This is a genomic window from Rickettsiales bacterium Ac37b (assembly GCA_000746585.2).
GTDB lineage: Bacteria > Pseudomonadota > Alphaproteobacteria > Rickettsiales > Arcanibacteraceae > Ac37b.
On the sequence record CP009218.1, the window covers coordinates 1 to 16,734 of the forward strand.

Consider the following 16,734-nt stretch of genomic DNA (forward strand, 5'->3'; position numbering starts at 1 on the left):
ATATAAATTCATTAGCGATTATGATTACTTTGTCCTGAAGAATTAGATATTACGCATTATTAGACGACACATTACGCATTATTAGACGACACATTACGCATTATTAGACGACACATTACGCATTATTAGACGACACATTACGCATTATTAGACGACACATTAGTCCTAGAAAACGCTATTATAAATAGATATAACATGTTCTCTTATATATACTTGTATTAACTATTAATACAAATACTCTCTTCTTCTAATCGGGAGGCATAATTTCTTATAGAATGAAAAATGCAGTTTTCTAAAGAAGGACAAACTTGCTTCCAAGCATATAAGATATCTTCTTTATAATGATCTAATAAGTATTCTTTTATAAAGTCTGTTTTGCAAACATAAACAACTTCACGTTCAGTAATAGTATCAACTCTCATTTTCATAAACCACGATTTAAATATAGGAATATCATATTGCTTTAATAATACTAATAATACTTGTTTTTCATGATCATTATCAATTGATTGTAAAAATAGGTCTATATCTTGTTTATTATTTTCATTATGCTCAAGCGTATGGGTACTAGGTGATAATGAATTTTTTATAGCGGAAATTAAATATGCTGTTATGTTATTAATTTTAGTATTATTATAATTCAAACGTTCAACAGTATGTTCTATAGCATTTCTAATAATGCTTTTCTCATAGGTATCGAGCAAATTAAGAATTTGTTTTTCTGGTAGTGAAAAGTCATTTTTAAGAGAGTGATATAAATCATCTTGTTCTATAATAGTTTGATTTTTATCCTTGATACTGTCAGACATTCTAATATGAGTATTACTAGGAGATAGTAAAATACCTGAATCTAAGATATTTACGTTAGCTTCATTATATACTTCCAAAACTTTTTCTAATTGTAATATAAACTTTCGTTTAAATTCGTATTTATGATGACGTGAAGTTGTATAACCAGCTCCAAATTGGGATTGCAAAGTTTCAAAGTTAAGTAATATAGGTTTCTTTAAGTAGCTCATTCTATATGTAAGCCAAAAATAAATATCCAGGGCTAGAGAACTATCTTTTAGTATCTGTACAGCTTCTATATCAATAGGAACTGGATTTGATAATATTTCATTATAGAACTCTTCCCCTAATAGAATTTTAGAATTAAAAACATCTATGTTATCAAAATTTTCAGGATTCCAAAATACTCTAGTTTTATCTGCTATAGAAATTTTTGTTGAAATAAACTTGCCATTTGAAGCATCATGATAAGTACATGTGATAGTAGAAGCAAATAGTCTGCACATTTGGTCTTTGAATCTTGAAAGAGTACCCCACTTACCTCCGCTGACAGATATACCTAGGTTTTTCATAAAATTACTTAGGCTCTTTCCTAGAATAATTTCTCTTGATTTATTTTTAAAAACTTCTGTAGACAACCAAGAAAGTATTATTCTTGGATAAGATCCATAGGGTATACCACCAGCCTCATCATTACCAATAATGGAAAGAGTGAAATTATTACATTGTCTCTTATATACTAAACCTTTGGGTTTTGAGTGAGGTAAAGATGCTGAAACAAGTGCGCGAGCAATGTATCCAATATCTTGAGGTTCTTCCTGTACTGTAAGAGACTTCTTATGTGTATAATCTTTTGTCAACCTAATCACCTTTATAATATATACTATACTAGTATAATATATGCTATTACATTTTGTTTTTTGTCTTCTTAAGACACATAATTTGTTCTTCTTTTATAGTTTTAAAAATAGCATTTTTATACCACTCAGTCTTGACTGATACATTTAAATCTTTTAAATGCCTTTCAATGGTAAGCCATTCTTTTTCATTAGTATTTATTAAAATAGGTTTCTTTAAATTACTACCTTCTGCTAAGGTACAAATGTCGGTTGTGTCTTGTAAAGGCCAAACATTACCTTTAACACATTTATACAATTCATCAAGTCCTTCCTTTGTTTGTTCAGCAGAGGAATCATTGATAAATTTTTCTGCTTTGGATACATCTATAGGTCTTTTACGCATTTTTAAATACCTCTTTATATAAATTCATTATTTCTGTTATAGATTTTTCATCCTTTTTTGTGACTTCTGTTACAGCCTGTCCTTCTGCTACAGACCTTCTAAAAGACACTCTATATCCTACTTTTATTTTAGAAAAATTAATATTACTAAGCTCTGTTGATAATTTACTTGCATCTTCTACGAGCTGACTGTTTGGATAAGAATCAACCTTGTTAAGAAAAGCTATAGTTTTAAGTTCTTCATTCATTGTTTTTGCCTCGCCTATAACTAAATCTAGTCGTTCCATGCTCCATACATCAAATTGGCTTGGTAAAAATGGAATAACCATTATATCAGCTTCAAGAAGAGCGCTTCTTAAGGAAGCACTATCTCTGCCCCCCACATCTACAATAATATCATCATATTTATCTCTCAGTTTTCTTAATTCGCTTCCCAATATTTTGCCAGTAATAGAAGTACAAGATATCTCTGGTTGATGACCTTCGGCATCGCGTACGCTTGCAAAATCTGTTGAAGATTTCTGAGGATCTGCATCTACTAATAACACATCGCAACCATTTTGAGCCCTAATTATTGATAAATTAGTAGCTATTGTTGTTTTTCCTGTACCGCCTTTTTCACTACCTACAACTATTATCACTGAAATACATCCTTATTAAGTTATGACTATAATATAGTATAGTATATACTATTATAGTATATACTTAAAGATAAATATCAAATAATTATACGTTAAATATTATTTTTATTGATAAACAGAGTTAATATTACAATAGTATACTATGTTATAGTTTTTTAATTTGTATTAGGGATGTCGTTACTCTTTGCTCACCTACTATTTGTAGGTTTTGCTCATCGCGCCTAACCCTAATACAAATTAATTCACTATATATTAAGTTTCTTTTTAGAATATTTGAATAGGGTTTTATAGTAATACTGTTGAGTGAGTAGGGTAGGAGGGGTGTTTATTAATTCATTATAATATATGTAAAAATAGAGTATGTAGAATGTCTCGTTAAACGACCGTTTTTTGAGAAGAAAAATTCTAGTTGAAAATAATGGTTATTTATATATTATATTGTTATCTCATTAATCATAGTACTATTTACTCATAATAATACATAAAAGTAAGAAAAATCTCATGAATAGAAAAATAGGTTACGCTCGGGTAAGTAAAAATGATCAAAATCTAAAAATGCAAATAGATGCTCTAGAGAGTTTTGGTTGTGATAGTAAAGACATATTTACTGATCAAGTATCAGGATCAAAATCTGAAAGACCAGGATTAAATAAATGTCTAGAAGAATTACAAGCAGGAGATACTCTTGTTGTTTGGAGATTAGATAGGCTAGGAAGATCAATGATACATCTTGTATCTCTTATCAATGATTTCCAAAAGAAAGGAATAGCTTTTAAATCTCTATGTGATGGTCCTATAGATACGACAACAGCATCTGGTGAATTTGTGTTTAATATATTTTCATCACTTAGCCAATTTGAGAAAAGATTAATCCAAGAAAGAACAAGGGCAGGACTTAATGCAGCAAGAGCAAGGGGAAGGTTAGGGGGCAGAAAGAAAACATTATCTAATAATCCCAAAGTGCTAACAGCTAAAAAGATGCATGAGAACCATAATATGAGCATCAACGATATCTGTAACATCTTAAAGATCTCTAGAGCTACTTTTTATAGATATATTTCACTCTAGAAAGTTAATAAATTACACAGAGTGATTCTACCGGGGGAATCTGCCTGTGATAAGTGAATCTCTATACTATAAAAGAATATTAATATAATAATCGAAAATCTTGTGATATATTAGAGTAATATTTTGGAAGAAGATATGCGCAAGATACAGACAGGAAGCAGGAGGGTACTTTCATGAAGAGGTTTTTAATAGTGATAGCTACACTAATATCCATATTAATAGCATATATATTTATTAAAGATTGGCTAGATAATAGGCCTTTAAAATTCGAAAGTTATAAGAATCGCGAAGAATTTAATACTGTCCTTAAGACACAATTTCCTTTAGGTTCAGATATAAGAGAAATGATGAAATTATTTGAGCAATCTGGGGCAAGGTGTAAAGATAGGTCAGGTGAGGAAGATATGTCGCATGACATGAAAAAATATGACATAATCTATTGGTGTGAATATGAGAGCGGTTGGCTTAGTTTACCTCCTTTTCAAGTTTATGAGATATGGTTTATGGGTGATAAAAATCATAAATTAATAGAAATTTTTGGTTCAACATATACAGGGTTTGTTATTTAATTATTGATAAAGAGGATAAAAATTATGACATCATCAACAATTGAAATTTTTGCAAGACCAGTAAAAAAACCATTAAGCTTTACCCAACATCTTTATTTAGTGAGTACTGATAGTCAAGGTAATGAAAAGATTTTAAGATCAGGTCCTGAGTGCCCTGGTTTTGTTGCATCATTTACTAATGATCTAAAGGTAGTTTATGCTGACTATACGAAAGAGAACCAAAAATTATTTGATGGAGACTTTAACCCATCAAATAAAGTAAAACTTTACACAATTACCGGAACAGACATAGAAATCCAGGATAAGATGGAAAAGATGTGGGAAATCGGTAAGCAGATAAATGCTGGTAATTATGATTATAAGCTAGCTTTAAGTGTACTTGGTTGTTCTGAGTCAATATGTCATGTACAAAATAGTAATACAGTTGCTAATTTATTTGCAAAATCTATCGGAGTAGATCTAAAGCCGATCTTAGATCAGAAAAAACTATGGGCTCCTGGTATTGATGGTCATTTAGATCATACAATTATGGATAAATATACTCATAATTATATAGATGGACTTACAAGGATGCAGAATATTCTAGATGGAATAAGAGAAGCCCAAGCACAAAGTAGTAATATAGATTTAGAAGCTATTATCAGGCAAAGTAAAGTGAAAGTAGAGGAGTTTCGTGCTCATAAAGGAGAGTATTCAGCTGCAGAAGAATATGCTAAGTTTACTCAGTTAATGAAGGATTTAGATCTTGCTTTTGTATTAAATGATAATACTTCCTATAAGTATATAGCTTATTCTGGTACGTTTAGACCAAATGTTTATGGTAACTCTATTGCTGAAATGTTTAATAAATATAAAGAAGTTGAGAAGCAGTATTGTCTTGAGAATGGTGATAATCGTGAGATAATTTTTACTATAAAAAGTATGACTGAGGATAAAGTGTTTTATGCATCAGATATGTTACCAAATAATCAGATAAGGGGATCATGGCATAGGGATGGAGAATTTAGTATAGAGAAGAATCCAGATTATGATCCAAACTACCTAACAGTCCTTGATAAGCAGTGTCATAGTTTATCTGAATTTAGAGATGCATCATCACCACTAAACGCAAAGCTAGATGAGATATGTACTTTTGCGGGTGTAGACAATAATAATTTAAAGGATGAATTGTAGTTCTAAGGGACTTTGTCCCTTGCACTTGTAAGGATAAGTCTCTTTGTTGCTAATTTAAGATTATTTAGTGTATCTAGCTGTTTTTCAGCAAGTTTAAAAATATTGCTATTTATTTTCATACCTGAGGTAAGATAATGCTTACTAATTTATTGAAAAAACTTTTCGATACTAAGAAATCTTATCTTCGTGCAATTATGAAAGAATTGTATAATTCAAAAAACATTACTCAGAATTTATTAAAAAGAAGATTAGGAGTGTGATATGACCATTAAAACTCTGAAATATTATCCATACAAATTATTAATGCTGTCGCCAATCATTTCATCTTTAATAATCAGTCTATTATTAATAATTTTCTCATTCCTAGAACGAAACGGCATTAACTTTTGGGAAAGCAGTACATAATGGAGAAACTTATATGCCCATAATTACCGTTGCAAGCACTAAAGGAGGAGCTGGTAAATCTACTTTAGTAAGAAGTATCGCATGTCATTGTGCTCAAAGTGGGTTCAAAACAGCAGTTATAGATGCCGATCCTCAAGGGAGTATTATAAAAAGAAATTTTGAAGATTAGGTTTTGAAGAATATATATATTGTTGCAGAACCAGAAGAGAATGTTTTTAATGTCATAGAAGAACTGAAATCCAAATATTATCCTATAATCATAGACACCGGTGGATTTAGAAATAGGACAACAATCAAAGCACTTGTTGCAAGCGATTTGTCTATAATACCTTTAAAACCATCAGCTGATGATTTAACATCAGCAGTAGAAACCTATCAACTAGTACAGGAGTTAAATCAAACATTAGAACGTAAACATAAGCCTATAAATTATAGGATGATTATTACAATGTCACAACAAGGTACAATTATTTCACGACATATACGAGGAGATCTACAGCCGTTAAAATTGAAGAGGTAGGTAAGAATGAAGAAGAAATTACTATTAAGACAAATGATATAAAATATGAAAGGATAGTGGCTATAGCGCCAAGAAATTAAAAAAGTGTAAATGAAGAAATACCTTATTGATAAGCCAGAGGAAACAGAAAGATCATTGATTCTCAAAGGTCTTAAGTTATTAGGTTTTGATATTCAAACTAATGAGATTAAATATAGAAGAAAATAAGATTACTTATATAGATTAATATAATTGTTTGTTATTAGTTAGTATTAGGCCCATGTACAGTTTTAGATAAATGCTTAACTACAACTTTAAGTTGTGTTAGCAGAAGAGGGGAAAGGATTACAAGAAGCCCTAAAATACTTAAAAACAGGAGATTGTTTAATTGTTTGGAAATTAGATAGACTTGGAAGATCATTATCTCATTTAATAACTCTCATTGATACTTTTAAAGAAATAAATATAGGATTTAAATCTATAACAGAACAGATGGATACAACAACTCCGCATGGAGAGTTTTTATTTAGTGTATTTGGAGCATAAGCTCAATATGAGCATTCTCTAACTAAAGAAAGAATAATGGCAGGGCTAGCCTCAGCCAAGCAAAGAGGTAAGAGGGGAGGGAGACCGAAAGTGATTTTATTAGAGAAGATGCATGCTATAAACGAAGCTTTAAAATCAGGAGTAAGTAAAGCAGCTATATGCAGAACCTTTAATGTTAAAAGAACCACCCTCTATTATAATTTAGATAATATACTAAATATTGAATAATGATAAAAATATATATTTTATATTGATTAAAAAAGTGAAAAGTAGAGTTAATGTTACTTTAATAGTAACTTACCTTAAGTATGTAAGATTAAAAGTACCTATAGAATTTATGAATAAAACTGTACTTATTTTTGGTTATGGATATGTATCAAAGTTTTTATTAGAGGAGTTAAGTAAAAAGAGATTGGACCGTTTATTGTACATCTAGACGTAATATTACGGATACACTTGGGTTGAGTAATATAAAGATTATTAATTTTAATGATCCAAGCCTTCTTCCAATAATCAAGAAAGCAAGTGCTATAATAAGTACAGTGGCAACAGACCCAAGTTAGACCTATTACTGATAATTTATTAGATTGTTAAAAGACCTTCTCAACTATTCTAATGGTTTATTATTCTTAACTCCTATAAATAAGTGTTACTATTATTTAAAAATATAAATATACTATAGACATGTTTTTTACAGTATATATAAGTATAGGGTATACCCTATACTGACATACATGATTTAATGTAAAAAATATCAGAATAGAGTTAATTTTATTATTATTGGACATGTCTGCAAAAAGGTCTAGATATTATATTGACATAAATATGAGATAATAGTATTTTCAAAACCTGACATTAAATCAGACTATAGGATATGAAATATGGAAGGAAAAAAAATTGGCTACATTAGGGTAAGTAGTCATGATCAAAATAGTGATCGTCAGTTAGAAAGTATTAAATTAGATAAAATATTTATTGATAAGGTGTCTGGTAAAAACACTGATCGTGTACAATTAAAACTTTTATTAGATTATGCAAGGGAAGGTGATACTGTCATAGTCCATAGTATGGATAGGTTAGCTCGCAATTTAGATGATTTAAGGCAATTAGTCCAAAGTTTAACCAGTCAAAATATTAAGATACAGTTTATTAAAGAGAATTTAGTATTTACCGGAGATGATTCTCCAATGTCTAATTTATTATTATCGGTAATGGGTGCATTTGCAGAATTTGAAAGAGCTTTAATTAGAGAAAGACAAAGAGAAGGAATTGAGCTTGCTAAACAAAAAGGTTTATATAAAGGAAGAAAAAGCAAATTAAATGACCTTCAAATACAACAAATAAAGGAAAAGTTAGATTTAGGGATTCCAAAATCTCGTATTGCTAGAGAATATAGCATTACTAGAGAAACTCTTTATCAATATTTAAAAAAAGATATTTAATAATTTAGTATTGTACCTTAAGAAACCAGATGAGATCTAGGCCCTTCGCAAGAGCCTTTAATTCAGTACTGAATACAATGCTACTAGATATAAAAACAAGGGAAGGGGAGCAAGAATTAAATATCTCCCTCAAGATTAAGTAGTTCGGAAAGAGAAAGACCAGTTACTTCAGAAATTGTTGTTTTATCGATATTTTTCCTAAGCATATTCAGAGCTACCAGGCGCATACCTTTCTTAACTCCTTTCTTAACTCCTTTCTCAATTCCTTTCTCAACTCCTTGTTGCAACCAATGTTCTGCAAGAGTTCCCATAGCTTTATCCTTATCTATTAAAGTTTCTTCTATAAATTTTTCTATTTTTTCTACATTATCCGTATTTACTATACTAACATATTTTAATAATGTCATCAATATTTCTATATCTAATACTTCAAGTCTTTGTAATTCCTTAGAGATATCTGATAACACTGGGTATATATCAGAAGTAAAGATATTTTTCAGTAAAAACTCCATTAAACCACTTAAAAGAGACTCTTTTAAAGATTCATTATCAGCTAACGTTAAATCTATAAGATTACATGGGTTAATTAGCATTTCTTTTGCTAATTCTCTTTGATTTTCTTCAAATAACTCAATAAGATTAGTAGGAGCATTATATGGTCTTTTGCCTGCGTATAACACTACAGAATAAATAACAGGTAATTTATTATGGTTCTTAAAATATTCTGTCATTATTTTATAGGTATAATCAAGCATCCTAAGAGGCATAGTTTTATCTATGGTAGACTGATGCTCCACATGTAATCTTAAGAAACCTTCACTACCTGCTATCTTAGTTTTAAACAATAAATCTACTTCTTTCCTTTTTAAATCACTATTAAAGTATGTTTCTTTACAAGGTTCTAGGTAATCTAAATCTACAGCCTTCTTGATATGCTCAGGAAGTCTACGCTCAAAGAAATCCCTAGCAACTTTAGTATGACTCATCATAGACTTAATATAACTATCATGAGGTTGGTCTCTTTTATTATCTAGCATGAATGTTCACTTAAGTTAATATGTCTATTGTTAATATTAGCTAAACTATAGCCATGTTTTAACCTAGTATTAATAATAGATTTAAGGGTGCTTGGCAAGTTAGAAGGTAAGGTATACTCAGATTTAGCCCCACCTCTTTTATTAAATAATCCACCCCAATTCTTAGTAATGATGAGTTCACCAAAAAGATTATAGTGAATGTATAAATTATAATATCTATTATTAGAAATAAATCTGAGTAGGGAAGGGGGAGAACTTAAGTTTATACCATCTAAGATTCTATCCACTGATTTTGTGGATGAAGATGTTGAAGTTTTAGTTGATGGTTTTTTAAGAATCTTTTTCATGTAATAAACTATATAAGTAATATCTTCAATTGCCAGATAGGCTATTATAAAATAGATAAAGAGTTGAATATAAATATACAATTAAAGAAAGTCAAATTGATGACAGCATAGCTGTTTTAGTTAGCACAAATTTAAAAATTTGTTGTCACACCAATCGCACCCCTGGTGCATCGCCTTCTAAGTTAAGAATTATAAGGCGTTGAGTTAGACATCTTATTGACGTCAGTAAAATCAAAATATAGACGTCTTGCTGACGTCATAGGTTTGTAACCTCTAAAATAAAAGGATTATAGTAGACGTCTTAATGACATCTAGAAAAGTTTAATAATATTGTTTTCTTATACTCTTGTTGCTTTGGTTAATTATAAAAAATATTTTTAGAAAACAAAATAAGAAAGGTATTTTTGCAACCATAACTTAGGAAGATGTTAGCATACTTAATCAATTTTAGTAGAACGATATATATTTCCTGGATAATTAGAATATGATGGATCATATATGTGGTCTGCTGTTTCATGAGGAACATGAATTTTGTATTTATAATGCATAAATAATAAGACAGGTAAAATAATAAAAGATATAAATTTATAATCCGAAACAAATGCAAAAGCAGCAATTGCAGATAGTAAATCAAAAATAATTTTTTTATACATAAATACTACTTACACAGATTGTAATTCTTTTACCTGATTTATTTTATTATTATTCGGTGTTTCTTGCAAGTTATTTGCTCTATCTAGCGTTTTATCAGTTTTAATACCTGCACTAAATTCTATAGCTGATGTTTCTTTACCATTATTACTTACTAGATATTGCTGTAGTTTGTTTTTATCTTCTACAATTGCAGTAAACTTACTTTGGTGCCTTGAGGTGGCTACTAGCCACATCTTTTGATTACTGAGCAATTTGTTGTTATTAATTGCCGCAATAGTATTTTGTACTGTCTTACCTTGTGAGCAATGTACAGTTACTGCATAACCATAATCTATATGTTTAAGATGCTCTAATTGTATAGTCTTAGTTGTACCATCTTCTAGTCTTAAAGTAGCTTTTTTACTGTCCAGGTTCTGTATTATGCCAGTTTCAGAGTTAATTAAACCATGTATTTTATTATTTTTAGTAAAGACTATTTTTAATCCCTTATATAGCTTTATATCACGCTCATAAAATACTTCCATTTTATTAGAATAATCAACGTTCTTCTTTAAGTTAAAAACAATACTCTTACCTTCTTTTTCTAAGATTAGGCTGTTACTAATCTCATTAATATCCTTGATTTTAAGATAATCACCTTTAGCAATGCCATTGCTATATCTGGCATTAAACTTTATTACCTCTCCTTTTTTAAAGGCAGGAGCAAAGCTATAATCAGCTGTAGTCATATCTTGGTTTCTATAGGTAGTAAATATATAATCCTTGTTATCTATTTTACTTAGCTCATTCAATTGTTTAAGGTTATTTACTATATTTTCATTGATTTTATCTCTAAGTATTCTTGTTGGAGATATAATTAAAGTCTTATCACGTTTTAACTTACTATAAGACAGATATAAAGCAGTAGAAGATTCAACCATCTTATTTAATTTCTTGCTAACTTGCTTAATATTATCTTTATGTATATCAAGGCTTTTAACTATATCACCTTTACTAGTAGCAAGTACTGCTTCTTTATGAGAATTGTCTTTTTGTCTTACAATCTGATCTAACTTTACAGGTTTTAGTATATTTAGCATTTGCTCAAAAGGTTTACCAGCTTCTACAGAGCCAAGCTGTTTGGTATCACCAGTCATAACTAACCTAAAACCAAACATCTCCTGTAGCTTTAATAATCTAAACATAGTATTTGTGGAAATAAGGGATGCTTCATCTATAAATATAATAGTTTTTTTATACTCTCTTTTCATAGCAGGGAGAGATTCTTTCCCTCTGCCTTCAATAAAACCTTGATATTTAGCTAAAAAACTATGTAAAGTTTTAGCTTCTACCTTAGCAGATTCACTTAAAGTCTTAGCTGCAGAAGCTGTAGGTGCAGATCCTTTAAACTTTTCTCCAAGACCAATTAAACTTATTACTTTCCTGCCTGAGATATCACGAATAGCATTAAGTACAGTAGATTTACCAACTCCCGGTAATCCTTCCATAGTTACTATTTTATCTGAAGAAGTCATAATATGTTTAATAGCAGTTTTTTGCTGATCATTTACTTTAAAGGTTTGATTCTTGGCTAATTCTCTTTTTGTAAATTTATCTAAATGTTTATTAAAACACTTATCTTTAACTATAGATTTTGAAGAACAGATAGCATTTTCTGCACATTTAAGTATTATGTTTTCCTTATCAAATAGTTCCCTGGTAGTTAGCATATTATCTTTAGCTATTAAGAACCCTGATTTTGTAAATTCATCTATTTCATATACAATATCTTGGACCCTAAAAGAACCAATACTATATTTAAGACATTTTTCTTCAAGTTCATTTCTTGTAAACACAGACTTATAATAGGAAACATCTTTTATACATAACAGAGCTAAGTCTCTTATATCAATCGCTGCAGTTTTTTGATCTGCTGTATCTAATGGTAAACTATATCTATTACTCAATTTCTGAATAACATTACTAATACCCTCTTTTAACTTAGATAGATTATTAACGTTTTTACTATATTCTTTATTATGGTTATTCACTTTAGTTTGGTTAATATCATTCTGTACTTTTTGTGCAGTTTCATTCCAAAGAGATTTAAGACTTGATTCATCTATTTGCTCTTTGGCTTTTCTAGAGTGAATAACTACCTTATCTCTTCCTTCTTTAGTTTTAATATCTCGGAGTTTACATATTTCATCGATATCCTTGCGTCTAGTAGAAAAGGCCTCTATAAGTTTAGGATCAACGTGTGATAGCTCAAAAGAACTACTACCATCAGAAAGCATATTAGTATTTATCTGGTATCCAAGCTTTTTAGTCTCAATTGCCAGCTCATTTCTAAAGACCTGCCCAAGTAATTTAACTTTCTTAAATAGTATATCTGTATTAATACTACGGTACTTATCATCTGAGCATTTAGCTACATTTGCAAGGAAAGTATGAATATGAGCTTGTGGTTCTAAGTTACGGTTTGTTGTATGTAGGAAACCAGCAAATGTTAGTTTATTAATCTTTTCTCTTTCTTTTCCACCTTGACCTCTGCGAACAATAACATAGCCTTGCTTTTCTATATAACTTAAAGTTTTATCGACGCTATTAAGTAAAGCATGCTCCAAGGATTTTCTTTTCTCAGGACTTGCAAAAACTAACATCTCAATAGAAAAGCTCTTAGGAGCAGAAAAAGTCAGATCCACACCAGGCCTATGCTCAATACCTTCTTTGGTTTTTCTACCAAGTACTTGACCACCTGGTAATATACCTTTTAGTAAGTTATTGAAGGATTTATCAATCTTAGCAGTAAAGTTACCATTTAGCCCAAAATCCTTAGCACCACTTCCAAGCCAAATACCTTCTCCCTCACTGCCATAGTAATCGCCTTGACTATAATATTTACTAGCTGCACCTGCACTACTAAAAGCTTTGACCGAAAGCATATAAATACTATTTTTTTATAACTGCAAATATGTCAACATTGTTGACATAATTGCATAATATAAGTTTATTCATTTTCTTCTTCCTTAAAAACTCTTAAGTGATGGGCAATCTCTTCAGGAGAAGGTAGTAATCCCTTAAAAGCTTTAGGTAATGACTCTTCAGTTGTATAAGTTGCAACTCCCATTGGTTTATTGACATCCCTTAAAGTATACTCAACCATAGTCCTACTTTTTTCTTCACATACGATAATTCCTATAGAAGGATTCTCATCGTCTAACCTTACTAGATCATCTAATGCAGATAAATAAAACTGCATTTTACCTAAATATTCAGGCTTAAATTCTTTTCTCTTTAATTCTATAGCAACTAAACAGCGTAATTTACGATGATATAGAAGTAGATCTATGAAAAACTCCTTATCATCTACCTCAATACGATATTGACTCCCGACAAAGGTAAAATAATGTCCCATCTCAGTTAAAAAGCGACGTATATTATTAAGAAGTTCACGTTCTAAATCTCGTTCTGCGTGTTTTTCTCCTAATTCCAAGAAGTCAAAGGAATATTCATCTTTTAATGCAAGCTTTGCTTCCTTGCTCATAACAGGTGAAAGTTTCGTTTCAAAATTGGTTTGATTTAATATAAACTTTTCGTAGGATTGATTCTTAATAGCTCTCATTAGTGTCTCGCGTGACCATCCGCTTCTTCTGACAATTTGTATGTAATATTCACGCTCTAAATTGTCCTTACATCTTTCAATTATAACAAAATTATGGGTCCAAGCAATTTCTCGCGCAGCCTGCGCGAGTTTTGAATCATTATGATATGCTAAATAAAAATTACGCATTCTCCAAAGACTAGTTACTGAAAACCCTTGAGTTCCAGGGAACTCTGCTTGTAATTCTTTGGCCAGTAATTCTACAACTGATTTCCCCCAACCTTGTTCAGCCTGTTTCTGAACAATAATTTTACCGACTTCCCAGTAGAGACTTATTAGCTCTTTATTCACAGCTTTAAGTGCTGTATATTGTGCACTTTTTACCTTTTCCTTGATTGCAACAAAGAACTCTGTAAATTGTTTTGTGTCGGTAATTTTATTTTTTGTCATTAAGTACTCCATTAATCCCAATTATTTTCAAGTATTTTAGATTGTTTTTTCTCTTTATTAATATCTTTTTTAATTTCTGAAAGTTTTATTTGCTTTTCATTATTACCCTTTTTTTCTTGAGCATTTAGCTCAACCTCAATCTCTTTTCTCTTTTGAGCTGCCTCAATAAGTTCTTGTTTAAAGAGTTCCATTAACTCACTATTTTCATTATAACTACTAGCAATATTCTCAAATATAGCATTCCTAAACTTAAATTTAGCCGGCTCAAATCCAGAAAAACTTATATATCCTTCTCCAGATTTAAGCGACATTAGCTCGGATGGTAGTACCACCTTACGTACAGTCTGCCTCTTATTAACCGATATCCCATCTCGCATCTCATGAGAACCATAAGAATATCCTTCATTCCATTCTTCTATCTCACCTTCACCCAAGGCACTAGAACACCATTCTGCGCTATGTTTTCCTGCTACTTTCATAAATATCTTATTACTACAGTTATTTGCAATTGATGCTGCTACTTCTTTCGAATATATTTTCTCAATCATCTCTATATCTTGAGTACCCAGTACAAAGCATCCTCCATATGACCTAGCACTTGCAAGGCCTTCTTGAAGACCTGCTATGCCTTGATCAAAATATGCAAGCTCATCTATAATAAACCAGATCTTTGGTGTATTACTTGATTCTTTTAAGGCTCTTACAGCATTAATGGCTATTCCAACTTGAGAAGATATTAATGGATTAAGATCTTCTTTTACATCAGACTTTGAGCTGATAAATAAAAAATTATTTTGACTTGAGTCATTTATCCACTCAGTAATAGAGAAGCAATTATCTGATTTCCTATAAAGTTTAAGTGGTCTTAAATAAGTACTTAATACCATAAGTACTGATAAGGCAGCTTTTTCAATATCTTCATTGATAATCTTAGAAGCTGGAGTTTTCTCAAGTAACGTAGATAGAGTACTAAGCTCAGTCTTTAATATCTTATCAGCAAACTCAGACATTGATAAGTTCTCATTAAAATATAGGCTAGCAAGTTCGGCAACTACTCCCCTTGCTGCTTCAATCCAAATAGGATCACTTTTAGATTCTTTAGGTAGTAACGATTTAGCAATAGTTGAAAATCCTTTTAATGGATTAGTCTCATTAAATATCGACCAGTTTCTTCCTCTTTGATCAAGTGGGTTTAGGATAACATCACCTCTTTTTTCTACATAAAAGTTTTTGATAAAATCCCCCTTCATATCAAGAATAATAGCTTTTTGTTTTCTTTTATGTAGCTGATAGACAAGATCTCTTATAATAGTAGTTTTACCTGCTCCAGAGGAACCAATAATTAACGTATGAGACTGTTCTCCGGAACACCATGATTCTTTATTTCCACTAACAGGATAGGGATAATCTGCAAGATTATATGGAATATAACGCTTAAATAATTTATTATGGACTAGGAGCTTTTTTTTAAGCTCTTTAGGTTTTAAGGGAAAGATTCCTCTTTGCTTATTCACATTTCTCAAATGCTTTCCCTTAAACCAAAAGAAACCTATGGCACCTCCAATAACTACTAATACCATAATCAAAGAAAGCATTAGCGATTTACCAAAGGTAAGCTCGAATTTACGAACTACTTCAAGTACATAAGGATCAAAATCAAGATTATGTAGAGTAGTAGTCTTCTGATACCCATATTTACTAATATATGTAAAACTACTATCAATGCTGCTAGTTTTAAAAAGATCTCTTTTTATCCATGCAAAGCCTATTCTCCATTCATTATGGTTCAAATCCTTATAATAACAGTAAACAAATGATGAAATTATTAAAGCAAGACTTATTCTAGTAAGTACCCTACTTACCTGCATAAGCATCCGAAACTTATGGAAAGTTACCTGTCCTCCACGGATAAAATCACTCACTTGCTTCAACCCTCAAGTATCCATTTTTGGCAACACTTTCTTTAGCAGCCCTATGAAAAGAACTAAGTAATTCTTGTACTTCTTCATCATCTTCAAGTTGATTTTCTAGATGATCTTTAACAAGCCACTTCAACATGAAGTATACCTCCTGCAACATTCCCATCGTCAAATAATCATGCTTTGCATTTATTGCCGTCTCATATACGAATTTTTGATCTGTAATATCAGGATTACTTAGAAACAATCGTTGCTTGATATAATCAGTAATAGTCATATCTAATTTCTTAGAGATTTTTGATAAGACTGATTTTTCTTGTTTATTCATTCTTAGAGTAAAATTAATGTCGACCATAAAAACCTTTTTAATA

Annotated in this window: 14 protein-coding genes and 2 pseudogenes; 6 read left to right on the forward strand and 10 right to left on the reverse strand. The window is 30.6% G+C overall.

The genetic code is table 11. From position 1 onward, the window contains the following. Positions 1 to 218 precede the first annotated feature (218 nt). From NOVO_09095 to NOVO_09105, 3 genes are read right to left on the reverse strand one after another with little or no spacing between them, the layout of a single operon-like run. Positions 219 to 1,658, reverse strand: a complete 1,440-nt coding sequence (locus tag NOVO_09095) for a Plasmid encoded RepA protein (GenBank protein AIL66133.1) — start codon at positions 1,656 to 1,658, stop codon at positions 219 to 221. A 37-nt stretch (positions 1,659 to 1,695) separates the two neighbouring features. After that, a complete protein-coding gene (locus NOVO_09100; GenBank protein AIL66134.1) occupies positions 1,696 to 2,031 on the reverse strand; it encodes a hypothetical protein in 336 nt (111 codons plus the stop codon). Continuing rightward, positions 2,024 to 2,671, reverse strand: coding sequence for a Plasmid partitioning protein ParA (locus NOVO_09105; GenBank protein ID AIL66135.1), 648 nt, complete (start codon positions 2,669 to 2,671; stop codon positions 2,024 to 2,026). Before NOVO_09105 ends, NOVO_09100 begins: the two co-directional genes overlap by 8 nt. Positions 2,672 to 3,172: 501 nt before the next feature. Between NOVO_09105 and hin_2 the strand changes: the two genes are divergently transcribed. From hin_2 to hin_4, 6 genes and pseudogenes are all read left to right on the forward strand, one after another. Beyond that, positions 3,173 to 3,739 carry a DNA-invertase hin gene (gene hin_2 / locus NOVO_09110; GenBank protein AIL66136.1) on the forward strand — a complete coding sequence of 189 codons (567 nt, stop codon included), beginning with the start codon at positions 3,173 to 3,175 and terminating at the stop codon, positions 3,737 to 3,739. A 173-nt stretch (positions 3,740 to 3,912) separates the two neighbouring features. Then, positions 3,913 to 4,308 (forward strand): hypothetical protein, encoded by a 396-nt coding sequence (locus tag NOVO_09115; GenBank protein AIL66137.1) that lies wholly within the window; start codon positions 3,913 to 3,915, stop codon positions 4,306 to 4,308. A 24-nt stretch (positions 4,309 to 4,332) separates the two neighbouring features. Then, the gene (locus NOVO_09120) at positions 4,333 to 5,481 is read left to right on the forward strand and encodes a hypothetical protein (protein ID AIL66138.1); all 1,149 of its coding nucleotides are present in this window, start codon (positions 4,333 to 4,335) and stop codon (positions 5,479 to 5,481) included. A 418-nt stretch (positions 5,482 to 5,899) separates the two neighbouring features. Next, positions 5,900 to 6,406: pseudogene (locus NOVO_09135) on the forward strand (putative ParA protein). Between the two features lie 300 nt (positions 6,407 to 6,706). Continuing rightward, positions 6,707 to 7,159, forward strand: a pseudogene (locus tag NOVO_09140) (DNA-invertase hin_3). Between the two features lie 653 nt (positions 7,160 to 7,812). Then, positions 7,813 to 8,373, forward strand: coding sequence for a DNA-invertase hin (hin_4, locus tag NOVO_09150; protein ID AIL66139.1), 561 nt, complete (start codon positions 7,813 to 7,815; stop codon positions 8,371 to 8,373). A 116-nt stretch (positions 8,374 to 8,489) separates the two neighbouring features. Here hin_4 and NOVO_09155 read toward each other — a convergent pair whose 3' ends face one another. From NOVO_09155 to NOVO_09185, 7 genes are all read right to left on the reverse strand, one after another. Continuing rightward, complete coding sequence (locus NOVO_09155) at positions 8,490 to 9,410, reverse strand: hypothetical protein (protein ID AIL66140.1); 921 nt, start codon at positions 9,408 to 9,410, stop codon at positions 8,490 to 8,492. Beyond that, entirely contained in the window at positions 9,404 to 9,757 is a 354-nt protein-coding gene (locus NOVO_09160) for a hypothetical protein (GenBank protein AIL66141.1), read from the reverse strand. Before NOVO_09160 ends, NOVO_09155 begins: the two co-directional genes overlap by 7 nt. 437 nt (positions 9,758 to 10,194) lie before the next feature. Next, positions 10,195 to 10,410 carry a hypothetical protein gene (locus NOVO_09165; GenBank protein AIL66142.1) on the reverse strand — a complete coding sequence of 72 codons (216 nt, stop codon included), beginning with the start codon at positions 10,408 to 10,410 and terminating at the stop codon, positions 10,195 to 10,197. Positions 10,411 to 10,419: 9 nt separating this feature from the next. Beyond that, complete coding sequence (gene traI, locus NOVO_09170) at positions 10,420 to 13,335, reverse strand: Multifunctional conjugation protein TraI (GenBank protein ID AIL66143.1); 2,916 nt, start codon at positions 13,333 to 13,335, stop codon at positions 10,420 to 10,422. 65 nt (positions 13,336 to 13,400) lie between these two features. Beyond that, positions 13,401 to 14,444: a hypothetical protein gene (locus tag NOVO_09175; protein ID AIL66144.1), complete on the reverse strand. Its 1,044-nt coding sequence runs from the start codon at positions 14,442 to 14,444 to the stop codon at positions 13,401 to 13,403. Positions 14,445 to 14,455: 11 nt separating this feature from the next. Then, entirely contained in the window at positions 14,456 to 16,366 is a 1,911-nt protein-coding gene (gene traD, locus NOVO_09180) for a DNA transport protein TraD (GenBank protein AIL66145.1), read from the reverse strand. Further along, entirely contained in the window at positions 16,359 to 16,718 is a 360-nt protein-coding gene (locus tag NOVO_09185) for a hypothetical protein (protein ID AIL66146.1), read from the reverse strand. The genes traD and NOVO_09185 overlap by 8 nt, the downstream gene beginning before the upstream one ends. Positions 16,719 to 16,734: the final 16 nt, after the last annotated feature.